Raw genomic sequence first — 19738 nt, forward strand, 5'->3', positions numbered from 1 at the left:
GTGCCCGGCGCGTTGACATGGGTTCGCGGCCCGACGAACGATCGGGTCTCTGGACCGCCGCGCACACCGCGGTGTCGTCGCAGCGATGGCGGCCGAGCATTCGAGGAGACGCTATGAGAAGACGCAGAGTGGCCGGTGTCGCGGCAGCGGCGGCCGGCGCGGTTCTGGTGGCTTCGGCCGCGGCCGTGGTGGCCCTGCCGGCCGGGGCGGCGGGCGCGGGGTGCTCGGTGAACTACGCGGTGTCGTCGGCGTGGCCGGGTGGCTTCGGCGCCAACGTCACCATCACCAACCTCGGCGACCCGCTCACCAGCTGGACCCTGACCTGGTCCTTCGGTGGCGGCGAGACGGTGACGCAGTACTGGAACACCACGCTGACGCAGAGCGGGTCCGCGGTCACGGCGAAGAACGTCAGCTACAACGGGGCCATCCCGACCAACGGCACGACCTCGTTCGGCTTCAACGGCTCCTCGACCGGCAGCAACCCCGTTCCGACAGCTTTCGCGCTGAACGGGGTGGCCTGCACCGGCAGTACGGTGCCCACGAGCGGCGCGCCGACCACCGCTGCCCTCACCACCGCCGCGCCCCTCACCACCGCCGCGCCCACCTCGGCGCCGCGGACAACCTCCGGTCCAACCGCCACGCCGGACATCACCGTGAACCCCGCCAGCAGGTATCAGGTGGTTGACGGGTTCGGGGCCGCGGTGGCGATCTGGGGTGGTGCGTGGTCGACGGCGGAGACGCAGACCCTGGTCGGGATGGGGCCCAATCAGCTGGGCCTGTCGATCGTGCGGACGGGTATCTCGCCCGTGTCCAGCGAGTGGGGCACCCAGGTGAGCGCGTTGAAGACCGCGAAGTCGTACGGGTCGAACGTGAAGATCCTGGCCTCGCCGTGGACGGCGCCGGCCGCGTGGAAGACGAACAACAGCCGGATCAACGGAGGCAAACTCAAGACCGACTACTACGACGACTACGCCAACCACCTCAACAGCTACGTGCAGTACATGCGCAACCAGGGCGTGACGATTGATGTGACGTCGGTGCAGAACGAGCCGGACTGGCACCCGGACTACGACTCGATGGACTGGTCGGGCACGGAGTTGCAGAACTTCGTCTGTTCGCAGGGCGCGAAGGTACTCAACACGAAGCTGATGGTCGCCGAGGCGGTGAACCTGAACTACAACTTCACCGATCCGACGTTGAACAACTCGTGTGCCCGCAACAACATCGGCTACATCGGTGGTCACCTGTACGGGACGGAGTCGGCGGGTCGGTTGAAGCCGTACACGTTGGCGGACCAGTACAACAAGCCGGTGTGGATGACCGAGTGGAACCTGCACGCGGCTGACGGCAACGGTTCCAACATCTGGGGCAACCCGGGCAACCAGACGGTGTGGAACGAGACGCTCGACGACATCATGCGCACGGTGCACAAGTCGATGGAGTCGAACTGGACCGCCTACGTCTGGTGGTACGGCAAGCGTTACTACTCGTTCATCGGTGACGGCGAGGCCGCCTACGGCACGACCGCGGGGGCACCGCTCAAGCGTGGATACGCGTTCTCGCAGTACGCGAAGTACGTGCGCCCGGGTGACCAGCGCGTCGCGCTGTCGAAGAGCTCGAAGGCCTCCCCGTTGGAGATCACCGCGTACCAGGGCAACGGGAAGATCACTCTGGTCGTCCTCAACCGGTCGACCAGCGCGGTCAACAACGCGGTGGTCCAGGTGCCGCAGAACGTGACCAGGGCCGAGCACTACCTCACGTCGATCAGCGCCAACGCGGCCAGCCAACCCGTCACCGTCAACGGGGGGCAGGCCACCATCAGTGTCGCCGCCCGCAGCATCTCCACCATCGTCCTGACCCTCTGACCCTGACCGGACGGCGGGATGCCGGCGCGCGTCGTCGGCGTCCCGCCCGCCACGCCCGATGGGGTGCGCCCTCATCGCGGTCGCGGCTCGACAAGCAGACTGCCGTCCACAACAGAATCCGGTATAGCCGAACGCATTCGCCAAAAATCGTTATTTCCATGAAGTGTTGCGGCGGGTCCGGCGCTTCTGGCACCCTCTGGAAACCGCGATTGTTAGCGCCATATTTCGGCTGAGTTAAGCCCGCGGTGTCCTGTCCCACTCCCCGCGCGACGAACCCGGGGCCGAATGTTAACGCTCACACGAGGCGTATCCGAAAGGACTGAGGTTATGAAACGCTTGACTCGGCTCGGCCTGTGGGCCGCCGTGCTCGCGCTCGCCGCCGGCGGCGCCGTCGCGCTGCGCCTGCCCGCGGCGGTCGCGCTCGACAACGGCGCGGGCCGGACCCCGCCGATGGGCTGGAACAGCTGGAACACCTTCGGCTGCAACATCAACGAGACGCTGATCCGGCAGATGGCGGACGCGATGGTCAGCAGCGGCATGCGCGACGCGGGCTACGAGTACGTCGTCGTGGACGACTGCTGGATGAACCCGAACCGCGACTCGTCCGGCAACCTGCAGGGCGACCCCAGCCGGTTCCCGAGCGGCATGAAGGCCCTCGGCGACTACATCCACAGCCGGGGCCTGAAGTTCGGCCTCTACCAGGCGCCGCTGGACAAGACCTGCGCGCAGTACTTCGGCAGCTACCCCGGGGCCACCGGCAGCCTCAACCGTGAGGCGCAGGACGCCCGGCAGTTCGCCGCGTGGGGCGTGGACTACCTCAAGCACGACTGGTGCTCGCCCACCGGCTCGATCGACTACCAGGTGCAGATCTTCTCCCGGATGCGCGACGCGCTCGCGACGACCGGCCGGCCGATCCTGTACAGCATCAACCCCAACAGCATCCATGAGAAGACCGGCCCGATGCGCAACTGGGGCGATGTCGCCAACATCTGGCGCACCACCGAGGACATCACGCTGAACTGGGTGACCAACCAGACCAACGGGTACCCGATGGGCATCCAGAACATCGTCAACGTCAACGTGCCGTTGGCCCACTACGCCCGCCCCGGCGCGTTCAACGACCCGGACATGATGGAGGTCGGTCGCGGCACCCTGACCGACACCGAGCAGCGCAGCCACTTCGCGTTGTGGGCGATCATGGCCGCGCCGCTGATCGCCGGCAACGACCTGCGCAACATGTCGTCCGCCACGCAGACCATCCTGAAGAACCAGAATCTGATCGCCATCAACCAGGACACCCTCGGACTGCAGGCCACCCAGGTGTCGTTCGACGGTACCCGTCGGGTGCTCGCCAAGCGGCTGGCCAACGGCGACGTCGCGGTCGCGCTGTTCAACCAGGGCAGCTCGACGACGACGATCTCGACCACGGCGGCGGCCATCGGCAAGACCGGTAGCTCGTTCACGCTGCGCGACGCGTGGACCAACGCCACGTCGAGCACGAGCGGCTCGATCAGCGCCAGCGTGCCGGCCCACGGCACGGCCGTCTTCCGCGTCAGCGGCGGCGGCACGGCCTCGGCGCCCCCGCCGCCGACCACCTTCCGGCTGCGCGGCGAGGCGTCCGGCCGCTGCCTGGACGTCAACAACTCCGGGACGGCCAACGGCACGCAGACGCTCATCTGGGACTGCCACACCAATGCCAACCAGCAGTTCAGCCAGAACGGCGCCGAGCTGCGGGTCCTCGGCAAGTGCCTCGACATCCCGACCTCGGCCGCGGCGGGCACCCGGGTGCAGATCTGGGACTGCAACGGCGGCACGAACCAGCAGTGGACCTTTAACGGCAACGGGACCATCAGCAGCGTCCGGTTCCCCACGCTGTGCCTCGACGTCAACCAGGCCGCGACCGCCAACGGCACCCCCGTCATCGTCTGGACCTGCCACGGCAGCGCCAACCAGCGCTGGTCGCGCATCTGAGCCCAGGAGTACGCATGCGAAGAAAGATCGCTTTCATCGTCAGCGTCCTGTGCCTGGTCACGTTGGTCCAGGGCGTGGCGCGGGCGGACAACCCGATCGTGCAGACCATCTACACGGCCGACCCGGCACCGCTGGTGCACAACGGCCGCGTCTACCTCTACACCGGACACGATGAGGACGGGTCGACCTACTTCACCATGCGCGACTGGCGGGTGTACTCGTCGGCGGACATGGTGAACTGGACCGATCACGGCTCCCCGATGAGCCTGGCGACGTTCAGTTGGGCGAGCAGCGACGCGTGGGCCGGCCATGTCGCCTACCGCAACGGCAAGTTCTACTGGTACGTGCCCGTGAACAACAGGGCAACCGGTCGCAAGGCCATCGGCGTCGCCGTCTCGAACAGCCCGACCGGGCCGTTCACCGACGCCCTCGGCCGCCCGCTGCTGGAGAATGGCGAGATCGACCCGAACGTCCTCATTGACGACGACGGCCAGGCGTACCTGTACTGGGGCAACCCGAACCTCTGGTACGTGCGCCTCAACGCGGACATGATCTCGTACTCGGGTGGCCTGACCCAGATCCCGCTCACCACGGCGGGCTTCGGTACCCGGTCCGGCAGCACGAGCCGGCCCACCCTCTACGAGGAGGGGCCGTGGGTCTTCAAGCGCAACGGGCTGTACTACAACGTGTTCGCGGCCGAATGCTGCTCGGAGTTCATCGGCTACTCGACCGCGCCCGGCCCGACCGGGCCGTGGACCTACCGGGGGACGATCATGCCGCGGCAGGGGAGCAGCTTCACCAACCACGCCGGAGTGATCGACTTCAACGGCGGGTCGTACTTCTTCTACCACAACGGAGCGCTGCCGGGCGGCGGCGGCTTCACCCGCTCGGTGGCCGTGGAGAAGTTCACCTACAACTCCAACGGCACCATCCCGACGATCAACATGACCACGACCGGGGCGCCGCAGATCGGCACCCTCAACCCGTACGTCCGGCAGGAGGCCGAGACGATCGCCTGGACGGGCGGCGTCGAGACCGAGCCCGCCAGCGAGGGCGGGATGAACATCGGGTTCATCGAGAACGGCGACTACGTCAAGGTCAAGGGCGTCAACTTCGGTGGTATGAGCCCCACCTCGTTCAGCGCCCGGGTGGCCTCGGCGACGAGCGGCGGGCGCATCGAGGTTCGCCTCGACAGCACCAGCGGTCCGGTCGTGGGCACCTGCATCGTGCCCGCCACGGGCGGGTGGCAGACCTGGACCACGGTCAGCTGCCCGGTGAGCGGTGCGACCGGCACCCGTGACCTCTACCTGCGGTTCACGGGGGGCAGCGGCTACCTGTTCAACATGAACTACTGGCAGTTCGTGCCGCTGGCCAGCGCGAGCATCCTCACGAACGGCGACATGGAGGCCGACACCACCACGGGCTGGGGCGTGTTCGGCGCCGGCACGCTGGCGTTGACCACGAGCGTCGTGCGTACCGGCTCGCGGGCCCTGGCCGTCACGGGCCGCACCAGCTCGTGGAACGGCCCCAGCCAGAATGTGACGTCGAAGCTCATCAACGGCAGGACGTACACGACCGGCCTGTGGGTGCGCTCGCAGTCCGGCACGCCCAGCGCGAAGGCGACCCTCGCGCTGACGGCCAACGGCACCACCAGCTACGTGTCCCTGACGCCGGCCACGGCGGTGAACTCATCAGGTTGGACGCTGTTGTCCGGCACGGCCGCGGTGTCGTGGACGGGCACCCTGTCCAGCGCCACGTTCTATGTCGAGACGGCCGCCGGCACGGACAGCCTCTACCTCGACGACGTCTCCATACAGTAACCGTCGCTCCATAGTGGGGTGTGGGCCCGGGTCGAGTCTCCTCGATCCGGGCCCATCGACGTGTGCGGCCCGCCAGATGTTTCGGAAACATTTTCGGCAGTTGTTGACAGTGCGGCGAGCCGGTATCAATACTCAGCCTTCGCGCGCATACATGAGACCCATTACATGACATTACGTATTTAGGAGTCCCGTGAACAGCATGTTCAGACAGCGCAAGAAGGCCACGAGGATCGCTGTGTCCGTGGCGGCGTTGGTGCTGGTGGGCGGCGCTGTGGCCGTCCGGTCCATCGGCCCGGCCGCCGCGGCGGAGACCACGCTGCGGGCCGCCGCGGCCAAGGCGGGGCTGTTCTTCGGCGTCGCCGCCTCACCCAACCGGCTCTACTCGATGGTCAGTCAGGAGTTCGGCCAGCTGACCCCCGAGAACGACATGAAGCCGGACCGCATCGCCACCTCCAGTGGCGGGCTGCAGAACACCAGCGGCGCGGACCAGCTGGTGAACTTCGCCCAGACCAACAACATGCTGGTCCGGGGGCACACCCTGGTGTGGCACTCGCAGGCCGGCGCGTTGCAGGGGGCCAGCCAGTCGACGCTGAACACCTTCATCGGCAACGCCATCAACCGGTGGGGCAGCAAGATCGCGTACTGGGACGTGGTCAACGAGGCGCTCGAGGACAACAACACCGGCCGGCGCCGCAACCAGTGGCCGCACACCATGAACCGGGACGCGAACGGCGACGGTGACTACTTCGACAGCGGCGACACCGACGTCATCCGGGACTCGTTCATCCGGGCCAAGCAGGTCGTGCAGGCCGGCGGGTACAACACCAAGCTGTGCATCAACGACTACGACGTCGAGGGTTTGACGGTCGCCGGTGGCACCCCGAACCGCAAGGCCAACGCGCTGTACGACATCGTGCGTAACTACCGGCAGTACATCGATTGCGTCGGGTTCCAGTCGCACTTCAACGACAACCCGAACAGCATCATCAGCAGCGACCTGCAGGCCAACATCCAGCGCTTCGCCGACCTCGGCGTCGAGGTGCACATCACCGAGCTGGACATCGACGATGACCTGAGCAACAACGACATCGGTTCCGGCCAGGCCGAGAACTACCGCAAGGTCGTCCGCGCCTGCCTGAACGTCGCGAAGTGCACCGGCATCACCGTCTGGGGCATCTCCGACAGCGAGTCGTGGCGCTCCTCGGAGCGGGGCCTGCTGTTCACCGGCAGCAACGGCAGCTACCAGAAGAAGGCCGCCTACACGGCCGTGCTCGACGAGCTGAACAAGGGCCGCAACGTCACCACCTCGTCCGTCCCGACGAGCGGCCCCGTGACCTCCCGCCCGGTGATCACGTCCGCCCCGGTCACGACCTCCGCCCCCGTCACGACCTCCGCCCCGGTGACGACCTCCGCCCCGGTGACGTCCGCCCCGGTGACGTCGTCGAACCCGACCGGCGGCTGCTCGGCCACGGTCGCGGTGAACGCCTGGACCGGCGGATACGTCGTGAGCGTGCGGGTCACCGCGGGCAACGCGACCATCAACGGGTGGAACGTCCGGCTCACGCTGCCGTCCGGCTCCACGGTGACGAACACCTGGAGCGCCACCGCCTCCGGCACCACCGGCACGGTGCAGTTCAACAACGTCAGCTACAACGCCCAGGTCAACGCCGGCCAGACCACGGAGTTCGGCTTCCAGGGCACCGGCACGGCCACCGGCCTGAACCCGGTGTGCACCGCCTCCTGACCACGCTTATCCGGGACGGGCGCCAGCCGCCCGTCCCGGACGGTCACACGTGACGACACCCGCTCCGGTAGCGTCTCGATCATGGCCGACCCCACTCCGTACATCTCGTTCCCTGGCACGGCCGCCGCGGCGTTGCGTTTCTACGCTGACGTCTTCGGCGGCCGTGCGCAGGTGCACACGTTCGCCGAGTTCAACCGCTCCGACGGTCCGCCCGACGCGGTCGCGCACGGTTACCTTGTCGACGGGCCGGTGAAGCTGTTCGGCTCTGACGTCGCCGGCGACCAGCCGGCGTTCCGCGGTGAGGGCCTGCTGTTCTCCCTGCTCGGCACCGCCGACCCGGCGACGCTGCACCAATGGTTCGCCCGGCTGGGTGAGGGTGGCCGGATCGTCGACGATCTGCGGCAGCGCCCCTGGGGCGCGCACGATGGCCAGGTCATCGACCAGTTCGGCCTGCACTGGCTCATCGGCTACGAGACCGCCTGACGCGCCGCCCACCTCGCGGCCGTCCACACGCTGCCGCCTCACCCGGTATTCCCCTCGAACGCGATCCCCGCAAGGCGGGCACTCCGCCCTGGGTACCGGGGATCGGCACCTCAGGTGGAAGCGGCCGGCTGTCCGTCCAGAAACCATGGGCACCGGACCTGAGGCGGAAAGTGCGTGATCATGGAATTGAACCCCGTACGGGGCGGTGACCGGCGGCGGCTGGTCGGCTGGGGCCTGGTGGCCGCTGTCAGCGTGGTGGCGCTCAGCGTGGCGCTCGCGAGCGCCGGGGACCCCGACCGGACCACGGCGGACCGATCCCCGCCGGGCCCACCGGGCACCCTGCCCGGCCGGGTCCGCGCGGGTCACCTCCTCGACGGCGACTGGCACAGCTGGTTCGGCACGGCCCGCGGCGTGCTGCTCATCACGCTGGCCGCTCTGCCGTTGGCCGCGCTGGTGGTGTGGTTGCTCGCGCGCCACCGGAGGGCCGCCGGGACCTCGCGGCCATGGCGCAGATCGCTGGCCGAGGTCGGCATCGTGTACGGGACGGTGCCATGGGTATGGCTGACCATGTTGCCGGGCGGCCGGCCCGGCGCCGTCCCCGGTCGGGTGAGCCTGGTCCCGTTGCGGGATCTGCTCACGATCCTCGCCTCCGGGCCGGTGACGGCGACCGTTCAGATCGTCGGCAACCTGCTCGTGTTCGGTGCGCTGGGGTTCTTCGGCCCGCTGCGGTTCGCGGCCCTGGCATCGCTGCCGCGGGTGGTGGCGCTCGCGGCGGGCTGTTCCTCAGCGATCGAGGTCGCGCAGTACGCCCTGCGGCTGGACCGGGTGACCTCCGTGGACGACGTGCTGCTCAACGCGGCCGGTGCCGGGCTGGCCGCCCTGGCGTCGCGCCGCTGGTGGCTCGACGCGGCCACAATGTCATCCGGGCCGCGCGTGGCCCCGCGCCACCACGACCCGCACGGCGGTCACTGCCGTGTCGGGCCGCTCCCGCCGGCGGGGACGTAGGACCAGACCTCGCTGTGCACCCCGACGGGCGGCTGCGCCGGCTCACCGTCGCGCTCGGCGGCCGACCGGTGTCCGTGCGCGAACGCGGGCGAGGCGACCCAGGCCTGGAACGCCTCCTCGTCGCGCCAGCGGGTGACGACGAGCCAGGTGGTCCGCTCGTCGGACGGTCGGAGCAACTCGAAGCCTTCGAACCCGTCCTGGCTGTCGACCGCGCCGGCCCGCGCGGCGAACCGGCGTGCCAGTTCGTCACCGCTGTCGGCCGGTACGGTAATGGCATTGATCTTGACAATCGTCATGTCGTCATTGTCTCAGTGCTCGTGAGCCACGCCCGGACCGCTCCACCTTCAACGTATATCGGAGTGGGGGGCTTGCGGCAAGGCCCCGGTCGTGCCGCAGAATCGTCGGCCGGGCCCGCGACCTGCGCACATGGGGGACGTGCGTGCTGTGGTGGGGGAGTACGGCCGTCTCGGAGGTGTCGCGGTGAGCGTGCGGTATGTGGTGGGTCTCGACGAGGTCGACGCGGCGCGGGTCGCGCTCGTCGGCGGCAAGGGCGCGCACCTCGGCGAGCTGTCGCGGATGACGGACGTCCGGGTGCCGGCCGGCTTCTGCGTGACGACGGACGCCTTCCGGCGGGTGATGGCGGAAGCGCCAGGGCTGGACGATGAGGTCCGTCAGCTCTCCCGGCTCGAACCGGACGACCGCGAGGCGATCAGCACGCTCAGCGCGCGCATCCGCCGGACCATCGAGGGGATCCCCGTGCCCGGCGACCTGGCGGCGGCGATCACCGGAGCGCACGCCCGGCTCGGCGCGGAGGGCGCCTACGCCGTGCGGTCCAGCGCGACCGCGGAGGACCTGCCGGCGGCGTCCTTCGCCGGCCAGCAGGACACGTACCTGAACGTCGCCGGTCCGGCGGCGATCCTCCACCACGTCAGCCGGTGCTGGGCGTCGCTGTTCACCGAGCGGGCCGTGACCTACCGGCGGCGCAACGGCATCGACGACCGTGCGGTGCGGATGGCCGTGGTCGTGCAGCGGATGGTCTTCCCCCGCGCGGCCGGCGTCCTGTTCACCGCCGACCCCGTCACCGGCAACCGGAAGGTCACCTCCATCGAGGCGAGCCCCGGCCTCGGCGAGGCACTCGTCTCCGGCCTGGTGAACCCGGACGTCTACACGGTGCGCGACGGCGCGGTCGTCGCCGGGGTGGCCGGCGACGATCAGCGCCCCGCGCTGACGCACGCGCAGGTGATCCGGCTCGCGCAGCTCGGACGGCGGATCGAAGCGCACTTCGGCCGCCCGCAGGACATCGAGTGGTGCCTGGTCGGCGACGAGTTCCAGGTCGTGCAGAGCAGGCCGATCACCACGCTGTTCCCCGTCCCGGAGTCCGGCGACCGCGAGAACCGCGTGTACGTCTCCGTCGGCCACCAGCAGATGATGACCGACGCGATGAAGCCGCTCGGGCTGTCCTTCTGGCAGATGACGACCCCCGCGCCCATGGCGGAGGCCGGCGGCCGGCTGTTCGTCGACGTCACCCAGCGGCTGGCCGCCCCGGCGGCCCGGGCCGCCTTCCTGGAGCTGGCGGGCAGGTCCGACCCGCTGATGGCCGACGCGCTGCGTACCGTCCTCGACCGCGGGGACTTCATCAGACCGCTCTCCGACGAGGGTTCCCCGGCGCCCCTGCCCGGCGGCCCGACGGCCCCGATCGAGCCCGACCCGGCCATCGTGACCGAGCTGATCGAACGCGGCGAGGCCTCCGTCGCCGCGGCCGGACGTGACATCGCGGCGCTGTCCGGACCGGCGCTGCTCGACTTCATCCGGGCCGACATCCAGGAGCTGCGGCGGATCCTGTTCGACCCGCGCAGCCATCAGGTGTTCATGTCCGCGATGGAGGCCACCTGGTGGCTCAACGAGCAATTGGCGGCGTGGCTGGGCGAGAGGAACGCGGCGGACACGCTCACGCAGTCCGTGCCCAACAACATCACCTCGGAGATGGGGCTGGCGCTGCTCGACGTCGCTGACGTGATCCGCCCGCACGCGGACGTCGTGGCCTTCCTGCGACAGGTCGACGACGACCGGTTCCTGGACGAGTTGCCCCGTCTCGCCGGGGGACGGGAAGCGCGGGCCGCCATCGAGGCGTGGCTCGACAGGTACGGCATGCGCTGCGTCGGCGAGATCGACATCACCCGGCCGCGGTGGCGCGAACGGCCTGCCACGCTCGTGCCGCTGATCCTGGGCAACATCAGGAACTTCGAGCCGGGAGCCGGCGCGCGACGCTTCGAGCAGGGGCGGCAGGAGGCCCGGAAGAAGGAGCGGGAGCTGCTGGAACGCCTGCGGGCCCTGCCGGACGGCGCGGCCAGAGCCGAGGAGACGAAGCGGCGGATCGACCTGGTCCGCACCTTCATCGGGTACCGGGAGTATCCGAAGTACGGCATGGTCAGCCGCTACTTCGTGTACAAGCGTGCCCTGTTGGCGGAGGCGGAGCGCCTGGTGGCGGCCGGCGTCCTCCGCGAGCGGGAGGACATCTTCTACCTCACGTTCGCCGAACTCCACGACGTCGTACGCACGAAGCGCGTGGATGACGAGCTGATCGGCCGGCGCAAGGACGCGTTCCGGTCGTACCAGGCGCTCACCCCGCCCCGGGTGCTCACCTCCGAGGGTGAGGCCCTCGCCGGGGCGTACCGGCGTGCGGACGTGCCGGCCGGTGCCCTGGTCGGCGTGCCGGTCTCCGCGGGCACGGTCGAAGGGCGTGCCCGCGTCATCCTGGACCTGGCCCGGGCCGATCTCGAACCGGGCGACATCCTCGTCACCGCCCACACGGACCCCAGCTGGACGCCCCTGTTCGTGACCGTCGCGGGCCTGGTGACGGAGGTCGGAGGCGTGATGACGCACGGCGCGGTGATCGCCCGGGAGTACGGCCTGCCGGCCGTTGTCGGCGTGGCGGACGCCACCCGCCTGATCCGCGACGGGCAGCGCGTCCGGGTGCACGGCACGGACGGGTACATCGAGGTCCTGGCCTGACGCGGGCGACTGTTGCACGGAGTCGTGTCACCGGTCCGGTGAGGATGACATGATCGACGGCCATCGTCTCGCGGCGGCGATGGTGCGCCACATACTCCACACATGACGAAGCTGGCGGCTGGTGTGGTGGCGGTGGTGCTGGCCGTACTGGCCGCCGGTTGCGGGAAGGGGGATCCGGCCGACGCGGCTCCGGCCGGCCAGGCGCCGCCGGGGCTGCCCATCGCGGCCGCGGAGGCGATCCTCGCCGCTTTCGACCAGGCGGACTCCGCGGCGTCCAGCGCCACCGACCCGGACGGCCTCAAGGCGCAGGAGGTCCCGCCGTCGCTGGATATCAGCCTGGCCGCCGCCAACCGCGCCCGGTTCGCCAAGCGCACCCCGCCCGCCTTCCGGCACACCGATCCCGGCTTCGCCATTCCCTCGGGCGACGCCTCCTGCTTCCTGACGGTCGCCTCGGTCCAGGTGACCGGCTCCCAGCTGACCCTCGCCGACGTCTCCCAGTTCGTCCGGCAGGCGGGCGGCGGCTGGAAGGTCAGTCACAACGTGGGCCTCAGCCAGGCGGCGGTCGCCCAGGCCCGCACGCTCGCGGGCCAACCGGCGCTGGCCACGGCGGCGGCCCTGGACGAGCCGAGGCGCCAGGCCCTGGCCACCGAGGTCTTCAACCGCAGCATCGGCGCCGAGTCGGCGAACCTCGCGTTGCTGGCGAGCAGTGACCTGCTCGACCGGCAGTTCGCCGCCGGCTGGGAGGTCTACCAGCAGCAGCTCGCCGGGTACCAGATGAGCGCCAAGCGGGAACTGAGCGGCGCCGAGTGGTCGCAGTGCGCCGCCCGCACGGACGCGGGCGTCTTCACGTTCCTCACCCTGCGCGCGGCCGACACGGTCGCCGGGACCGGCGGCAGGTCGGCCACGCTCGCGCCGCCGAGCCCGGACCTGATCGGGCTCGGCCGGACCGCGCCGGTCACCGCGCCGAGCATCACCATCTCCCGGGTCCAGGTGTTCCTGCTCTTCGTGCCGTCGACGGCCGGGCAGCCGGCGACCCTGCTCGGGCTGGGCGACGCGCCCACGGCGATCAACACGGGCTGACGGCCAGTACGGCCGAATGTCGTGCCATCGATGGAACGGGTGTCGAGGCCTGCTCAGAATGAATGTCCACCCGCATGCAACGGAGATGGTCGATGCATCGTCCGAGGGTCCGCGCGGATCACCTGCCGGTCCGGCTGACCGGGCCGGCGGGGGACTACCTCGTGGTGGTGAGCGAGACCCGGCACCTGCTCGTCGAGGACCCGATCGCGGCGCGGCTCGTCGACCTCCTCGACGGGGCGACCGGGACGGCGGACGTGGTCGAGGCGCTCGCGGGCGGGCACCCGCGACGGCAGGTGGCGGCGGCGCTGCGCCGGCTGATCCACCTCGGCCTGCTGGCTGAGGGCGCCACCGCGGCGCCGGCCGCGCCCGCCGCGGCCTGGGACGCGCGCGGGCTCGACCCGGACGAGGCCGGCCGCCCCCTCGCGGTCTCCCTCGTGGACGCCGGGGCACCCGACGTCGCGGCGCTCGAGAGCCATCTGCTCGGACTGGGCGTCAAGGTCACGACCGGTGACGACGGGCCGTATGTCGTCGCGGTGCGCAGCCCGACGGACCCCGTGCTCGGCGCCTTCAACCGGGCCCGGCTCGCCGACGGGCGCGGCTGGACCATGGTCCGTCCACACGGGACGGTGCTGCTGCTCGGCCCGCATTTCCTGCCGGGTGAGACGGCCTGCTGGGACTGCCTGCGGCAGCGCTGGTCGGAGAACGAGCCGGTGGTGTCGTACCTGGCGGGCCTGCGGCCGGACGAGCCCCGGGTCGACCCGGCGCGGGCGAGCCTGCCGGCGACCCTCGCGGTCGTGGCCGGGCTGCTCGCCGCCGAACTGCCGGTCCTCGCCGCGACCGGCCGCTCGCCCCGGCTGACCGGGCGGCTGGTCACCTTCGACACCACCACGCTCACCGGCGAGGGACACGACCTCGTCCGGCAGCCGCACTGCCCGTCCTGCGGTTCGCCGCCGCCGTCCGGGGAGCGGGTCGAGCTGGCGCCGAGCCCGGTGTCGGTGTCGCCGGACGGCGGGTCGCGGTCGGCGGGCGCCGAGGAGACCTACCGGCGGCTCGCCCACCACGTGGACCGCTACCTGGGCGTGGTGAACCGGCTGGAGCCGATGGAGGACTACCACAACGGGCTCACGTACAGCTTCGGCGCCGGGCACAACTTCGCCCTGCCCCGGGGGCCGGCGATGCTGCGGTCCAACCTGCGCGGGCTGTCGGGCGGCAAGGGGCGCACCGAGGCCCAGGCGAAGGTGTCCGCGATCGGCGAGGCCATCGAGCGGTACTGCGGCGTGTGGCGCGGCGACCGCGCGACCACGAGGGCGACCCGCGGCGAGCTGCCTAACGCCGTACCCCCAGAGGATCTTCTGCTCTTCTCCGACGCCCAGTACGCGGCCCGCGAGCCCCGGGGACACTTCCACCGGGTGCCGAACCGGCTCGCCGACGACCAGCCGATCGAGTGGACCCCCGCCTGGTCGCTCACCCACGACGAGGCGCGGCACCTGCCGGCCGCGTACTGCTGGTACGGGCACCCGGACCTGGCCGCGGTCGACGTGTGCGGTGCGGACTCCAACGGCTGCGCCGCCGGCGCGACCCTGCCCGAGGCGATCCTGCAGGGCTTCTGCGAACTCGTCGAACGCGACAGCGTGGCGCTGTGGTGGTATCACCGCACGCGGATGCCGGGCGTGGACCTCGCCTCGTTCGCGGACCCGTGGATCGACGCGCTGTGCGAGTTCTACCCCCGCCGGCTCGGGCGCCGGCTGTGGGCGCTCGACCTGACCGCCGACCTCGGCATCCCCACCTTCGCCGCGATCTCCCCACGGGTGGACCGGCCCGTCGAGGACATCCTGGTCGGCTTCGGCGCGCACCCGGACCCCGCGGTCGCGCTCGGCCGGGCGTTGGCCGAGGTCAACCAGTTCCTGCCGATGGTCGCCCGGTCCGTGGGCGACCGGACCCGGTACGCGGTCTCGGAGCCGGAGACCCTCGCCTGGTTCACCTCCGTGCGGATCGCCGAGCAGCCGTGGCTGTGCCCGTCGGAGGCCGCGCCGACCACCGCGGCCACCCACCGGGACGCCTCGACCGGCGACGCGGCCCGCGACGTGCGGCGCTGCGTCGACCTCGCGCGCGGCGAAGGGCTCGACGTCATCGTGCTCGACCAGTCGCGGCCCGACCTTGAACTGCGCGTCGCGCGGGTCGTTGTGCCCGGGCTGCGCCACTTCTGGCGCCGGCTCGGCCCGGGGCGGCTGTGGGACGTGCCGATCCGGCTCGGGCGCGGCGGCCTGGCCGCCGACGAGGCCGCGATGAACCCGCTCAGTGTGTTCTTCTGAAAGGCAACGGCCATGATCCTCGCGCAGGCACCCGTACAGCGGCCGACCGGCTTCGTCGAGGAACTGCGGCTGCGCCGCGACGCCACCCTGACCACGTCGGACACGGGCGTGCTGACGCTGCGGCAGAGCCGTTTCGAACTCGTGATGGCGGCGCCGGGGGTCGGCCGGCGCGGGCTGCTGCTGCGCCTCGCGGAGCGGTGGGTCAGCCACCTCGACGCCAACCGGCTCGTCGCGGAGATTGAGGGCGAGGCGCAGATCATGCGGGCGCAGGTGCTGCTGCGCCGGCTCGTCATGCACTGCTGGCTGGACCGCCGGCTGTCGCTGGCCGGCCGGCCACTGCTGGAGGTCATGCCCAAGGGCCTCGGGCAGCTCGGTGCGGAGCCGGAGCGGCGGCACCGACCCGGGGGCGCGTACAAGCTGTCGCGGTTCGTCGCGCTGCGTGCCGAGGACGGCCGGATGGTGGCGCAGTCGCCCCTGTCGACCATCGCCATCGGGCTGCCCGACCAGCGGGTGCTCGGCGCGCTCGTCGCGGCGGCGGGGGAGGACGGCTGCGACCCGGCCGCGTTCGCCGCGGCCGCGAACGTCGAGGAGGCGGTCGCGGCGCGGCTGATGGACGAGCTGCTCACCGCCGGGGTGGTCGTCGCCGCGGCCGACCAGCGGGCGGAGCGGGCGCAGCCCCCGCAGGCGCTCTGGTCGCCCGAGGACCTGGACCTGCACGGGCGGTCGCGGGCGGGCCGGCACGCCCTGCCGCTCGGCGGCACGTACCGGTTCGCCGAGCGGTTCCCCCCGGCCCCGTTGCGGGCCGCGTTCCCGGGCCGGCCCGTGGTCGCGCTGCCGGTGCCGGCGGCAGGCGCCGGCGACGGGCCGTCGTTCGCGGCCGTGCTCGCCGCCCGGCGTACCGTCCGCGACCACGACGCCGAGCATCCGATCACGCTCGGGCAGCTCGCCGAGTTCCTGTACCGCACGCAGCACACGAGCGATATCCGCGAGCTTGACGGTCACGAGGTCGGGCGGCGCCCGTACCCCACGGGTGGCGGCCTGTGCGAGCTGGAGGTCTATCCGATGGTCACCCGCTGCGACGGGCTGGCCGCCGGGCTCTACCACTACGACAGCGTCGGGCACCGGCTCGAACTGCTCGCCCCGCACGACGGCGTCGCCGAGCGGCTGCTCGCCTACGCCAGCGCCGCCGCCTCGATCCGTACGCCGCCGCAGGTCCTGCTCGTGGTGACGGCGCGCGTCCAGCGGCTCATGTGGAAGTACGAGGGGCTCGCGTACGCCCTGATGCTGAAGAACTCCGGGCTGATGACCGAGCTGATGTACCTCGTGGCGGCCGCGATGGGACTGGCGCCGTGCGCGCTCGGCGCCGGCGACTCGGCCGCGTTCGCCACCCTGTCCGGGCTCGACCCGCTGGTCGAGCCGAGCATCGCCGACTTCCTGCTGGGATCGAGGGTCGCCGCATGATGTTCCGCCGCCAGGCGCTGCGCCAACTGGAGGCGCCCGAGGAGCTCGACGACGTGGTGCGCCTGGCCACCGTGCCCGGTTGGCTGCTCACGGTCGCGCTGCTGCTGACCATCGGGGTGGCCGGCACGTGGGCGGTCGTCGGTACGGTCGACCGGACCGTCCGGGCGGCCGGCGTGCTCGTGCACTCCAACGGGGTGTCCGGCCTGGACGCCACCGACAGTGGGCAGATCATGAAGGTGTGGACGACCGCGAACGTCCGCATCGCCAAGGGCAGCCCCATCTACAGCGCCCGGCGCGCCAACGGCACGGTCGACACCGTCGGGGCGCCCTGGGACGCGTACGTGGTCAGCGTCGCCATCAACGAGGGCCAACTCGTCCAGCCGGGCACCCGCGTCGCGGAGATGGAGCGGCTCGACGCGCCCGGCGACGCGTTGCAGGCGGTCGTCTTCGTGCCCGCCAGGTCGGCGCCGCTGCTGCGGGTCGGCAACACGGTCGCGGTGTCCGCCGCCGCCGCGCCGTCGACCGTGTTCGGCACGATGGTCGGGGTCGTCGCCTCGGTCGGCGCGTTCCCGGAGACCCCCGAGTCGCTGCGGGCGTTCCTCGGCAGCGGCCCCGACGTGGGAACGCTGCTCGCCGGCGGCAGCGTCGTGCGGGTCGTCGTGCCGTTACACACCGATCCGGCGTCGCCGAGCGGCCTGCGGTGGACGAAGGCGTCGCCACCCTTCCAGCTCAACTCCACCAGCGAGATCTCGGCCGTGTTCACGATCGCCCGGGAACACCCGATCACCTGGTTGCTCGGATGAGCGGGCGAAGCGGGGTGGGGCGATGAGCGCCGCGACCGTCCGGCCGAGGACCCGGCGGGTCCGGACGCCCACGGTGATCCAGATGGAGGCCGTCGAGTGCGGCGCGGCGTCGCTCGGCATCGTGCTGGCCCACTTCGGCCGCCACGTGCCGCTGGAGGAGCTGCGCCAGACCTGCGGGGTCAGCCGCGACGGGTCGACCGCGGTGAGCGTCATCAAGGCCGCCCGCACGTACGGGCTGGAGGCCAAGGGCTTCCAGATGGACATCGGCGCGCTCGCCAAGACGGACCTGCCGGTCATCCTGTTCTGGCGCTTCGCGCACTTCCTGGTGCTGGAGGGTTTCGGTCGCCGGGTCCATCTCAACGACCCGGCCACCGGGCCGCGCACCACGAGCTGGGAGGACTTCGACGGCTCGTACACGGGGGTGGCGCTGACCCTGCGGCCCGGGCCGGACTTCCGGCGCGGCGGCACCCGGTTCCGGGTCATGCGGGCGCTCGCCGCCCGGTGGCGCAACCTCGGCTCGGTCGTGCCGCAGACGGTGCTGTTGGGCATCGTCATCGCGCTCGTCGGCCTCACCATGCCGGTGATGACCGCGGTGTTCGTCGACCGGGTGCTGCTCGGCGACGGTCACGGCGCGCTCACCGGGCTGGTCGTGGCGATGGCGGTCGCGGTGCTGATGACGCTGCTGGCGGGCCTGCTGCAACAGCGGTTACTGGTGCGGACCGAGGCGGCGGTCGCGCTGGGCAGCGCCGCCCGGTTCATGCGACATCTGCTGCGCCTGCCGCTGTCGTTCTTCGACCAGCGGCAGGCGGCCGACCTCACCAACCGGGTACGCAGCAACGACACGGTCGCCGCGCTGCTCACCCGGCGCGTCGCGATCACGGCCGTCGACCTGCTGCTGCTCGTGACGTACGGGCTGCTGCTGTGCCGGTACGACCTGCTGCTGGGGCTGTGCGCGGTCGCCTTCTCGGGCGCCAACATGGCGGTCCTGCGGTACGTGTCCGCCCAGCGCACCAGTGCCGTCGCCGGGCTGGTCGCCGATCGCGGCAAGCTGTTCGGCACGGTCTACACGACGATCCAGATGGTGGAGTCGATCAAGGCGGCGGGCGAGGAGCAGAAGGGGTTCCAGCGGTTCGCCGCCCGGGCCGCGGCTGTCATCACCAGCCAGCAGAAGCTCGGCGTGCCGACCGCCGCCCTCGCCGTCGTGCCGGCCCTGCTCGCCGCCGTCAACACGGCCGTGCTGTTGAGCGTCGGCAGCCTGCGCGTGCTGTCCGGCAGTCTGTCGGTCGGCATCCTGCTCGCCATGCAGGGGCTCATCACGATGATGAACCGGCCGGTCGCCAGTCTCACGGCGCTCGGCTCGCAGTTGCAGGACATGAGCGCCGACCTGAGCCGGCTGCGCGACGTGGAGAACTATCCGCTGCCCGCGCCCGTGCCGGCGCGCGAGGTCGCGCCCATGGAGGGTCACCTGCGCATCCGGGACGTGACGTTCGGGTACAACCCGCTGACGAAGGCGCTCGTCGAGCGCTTCGACCTCGACGTGCCGCCCGGCGCGCGGGTGGCCCTCGTCGGCGGCTCCGGCAGCGGCAAGTCCACGATCGGCCGGCTCGTCGCCGGCCTCTACCGGCCCTGGTCCGGCGAGATCACGGTCGACGGACGGCTCCGCGACGAGATCGACCCGGACCTGTGGGCCGCGACGGTCGCGCTGGTCGACCAGGACCAGCTGCTCTTCGAGGGCACCGTGCGCGACAACGTGACCCTGTGGGACCCGACCGTCCCCGACGAGGTCGTCATCGAGGCGCTCACCGACGCCGGCATGTACGCGGAGGTCGCCTGCCGTCCGGGCGGCCTGGCCAGCCGGGTCGCGGAGGGCGGCAAGAACTTCTCCGGCGGCCAGCGCCAGCGCCTGGAGATCGCGCGCGCCCTGGTGCGGCAGCCGAGCGTGCTCATCCTCGACGAGGCCACCAGCGCGCTCGACGCGGAGACCGAGCGGCTCATCGACCACAACCTGCGCCGGCGCGGGGCGACCTGTCTCGTCGTGGCGCACCGGCTGTCCACCATCCGCGACGCCGACCTCATCGTCGTCCTCGACCGCGGGGGCGAGGTCGAGCGCGGCACCCACGAGCAGCTGATGGCCTCCGACGGCGTGTACGCGGGGCTCGTCCGTGACCAGTAGGGGGAGGAG

General features: G+C 71.2%; 13 protein-coding genes. 12 read left to right on the forward strand and 1 reads right to left on the reverse strand.

Annotated features, from left to right (window positions below):
• The first annotated feature begins 113 nt into the window (after nucleotides 1–113).
• The 6 genes from ABD191_RS18560 to ABD191_RS18585 all read left to right on the forward strand — a co-directional run bounded on the left by ABD191_RS18560 (nucleotide 114) and on the right by ABD191_RS18585 (nucleotide 8888).
• The gene (locus tag ABD191_RS18560) at nucleotides 114–1865 is read left to right on the forward strand and encodes a cellulose binding domain-containing protein (protein ID WP_344083312.1); all 1752 of its coding nucleotides are present in this window, start codon (nucleotides 114–116) and stop codon (nucleotides 1863–1865) included.
• 327 nt (nucleotides 1866–2192) lie between these two features.
• Nucleotides 2193–3836, forward strand: coding sequence for a glycoside hydrolase family 27 protein (locus ABD191_RS18565; RefSeq protein WP_344083314.1), 1644 nt, complete (start codon nucleotides 2193–2195; stop codon nucleotides 3834–3836).
• A 14-nt stretch (nucleotides 3837–3850) separates the two neighbouring features.
• Entirely contained in the window at nucleotides 3851–5656 is a 1806-nt protein-coding gene (locus ABD191_RS18570; protein ID WP_344083316.1) for a family 43 glycosylhydrolase, read from the forward strand.
• A gap of 199 nt (nucleotides 5657–5855) precedes the next feature.
• Nucleotides 5856–7400 (forward strand): endo-1,4-beta-xylanase, encoded by a 1545-nt coding sequence (locus tag ABD191_RS18575; RefSeq protein ID WP_344083318.1) that lies wholly within the window; start codon nucleotides 5856–5858, stop codon nucleotides 7398–7400.
• Between the two features lie 81 nt (nucleotides 7401–7481).
• A complete protein-coding gene (locus ABD191_RS18580; protein ID WP_344083320.1) occupies nucleotides 7482–7883 on the forward strand; it encodes a VOC family protein in 402 nt (133 codons plus the stop codon).
• A gap of 180 nt (nucleotides 7884–8063) precedes the next feature.
• Nucleotides 8064–8888 (forward strand): VanZ family protein, encoded by an 825-nt coding sequence (locus ABD191_RS18585; RefSeq protein WP_344083322.1) that lies wholly within the window; start codon nucleotides 8064–8066, stop codon nucleotides 8886–8888.
• Here the strand turns inward: ABD191_RS18585 and ABD191_RS18590 are convergent.
• Nucleotides 8849–9184, reverse strand: coding sequence for an antibiotic biosynthesis monooxygenase family protein (locus ABD191_RS18590; protein ID WP_344083324.1), 336 nt, complete (start codon nucleotides 9182–9184; stop codon nucleotides 8849–8851). The two genes, ABD191_RS18585 and ABD191_RS18590, sit on opposite strands and share 40 nt — an antisense overlap.
• 184 nt (nucleotides 9185–9368) lie before the next feature.
• Between ABD191_RS18590 and rph the strand changes: the two genes are divergently transcribed.
• The 6 genes from rph to ABD191_RS18620 all read left to right on the forward strand — a co-directional run bounded on the left by rph (nucleotide 9369) and on the right by ABD191_RS18620 (nucleotide 19729).
• Nucleotides 9369–11900: a rifamycin-inactivating phosphotransferase gene (gene rph / locus ABD191_RS18595; protein WP_344083326.1), complete on the forward strand. Its 2532-nt coding sequence runs from the start codon at nucleotides 9369–9371 to the stop codon at nucleotides 11898–11900.
• 102 nt (nucleotides 11901–12002) lie between these two features.
• Entirely contained in the window at nucleotides 12003–12980 is a 978-nt protein-coding gene (locus tag ABD191_RS18600) for a hypothetical protein (protein ID WP_344083328.1), read from the forward strand.
• 92 nt (nucleotides 12981–13072) lie between these two features.
• Nucleotides 13073–15292 carry a TOMM precursor leader peptide-binding protein gene (locus ABD191_RS18605; RefSeq protein WP_344083330.1) on the forward strand — a complete coding sequence of 740 codons (2220 nt, stop codon included), beginning with the start codon at nucleotides 13073–13075 and terminating at the stop codon, nucleotides 15290–15292.
• 12 nt (nucleotides 15293–15304) lie between these two features.
• Nucleotides 15305–16753 carry a SagB family peptide dehydrogenase gene (locus ABD191_RS18610; protein WP_344083332.1) on the forward strand — a complete coding sequence of 483 codons (1449 nt, stop codon included), beginning with the start codon at nucleotides 15305–15307 and terminating at the stop codon, nucleotides 16751–16753.
• On the forward strand, nucleotides 16750–17556 hold the full coding sequence (locus tag ABD191_RS18615; protein ID WP_344083334.1) for an HlyD family efflux transporter periplasmic adaptor subunit: 807 nt from the start codon (nucleotides 16750–16752) through the stop codon (nucleotides 17554–17556). The genes ABD191_RS18610 and ABD191_RS18615 overlap by 4 nt, the downstream gene beginning before the upstream one ends.
• A gap of 22 nt (nucleotides 17557–17578) precedes the next feature.
• On the forward strand, nucleotides 17579–19729 hold the full coding sequence (locus ABD191_RS18620) for an NHLP family bacteriocin export ABC transporter peptidase/permease/ATPase subunit (RefSeq protein ID WP_344083336.1): 2151 nt from the start codon (nucleotides 17579–17581) through the stop codon (nucleotides 19727–19729).
• Nucleotides 19730–19738 lie beyond the last annotated feature (9 nt).

Source organism: Luedemannella helvata (genome assembly GCF_039528415.1).
In the GTDB taxonomy this organism is placed as follows: domain Bacteria; phylum Actinomycetota; class Actinomycetes; order Mycobacteriales; family Micromonosporaceae; genus Luedemannella; species Luedemannella helvata.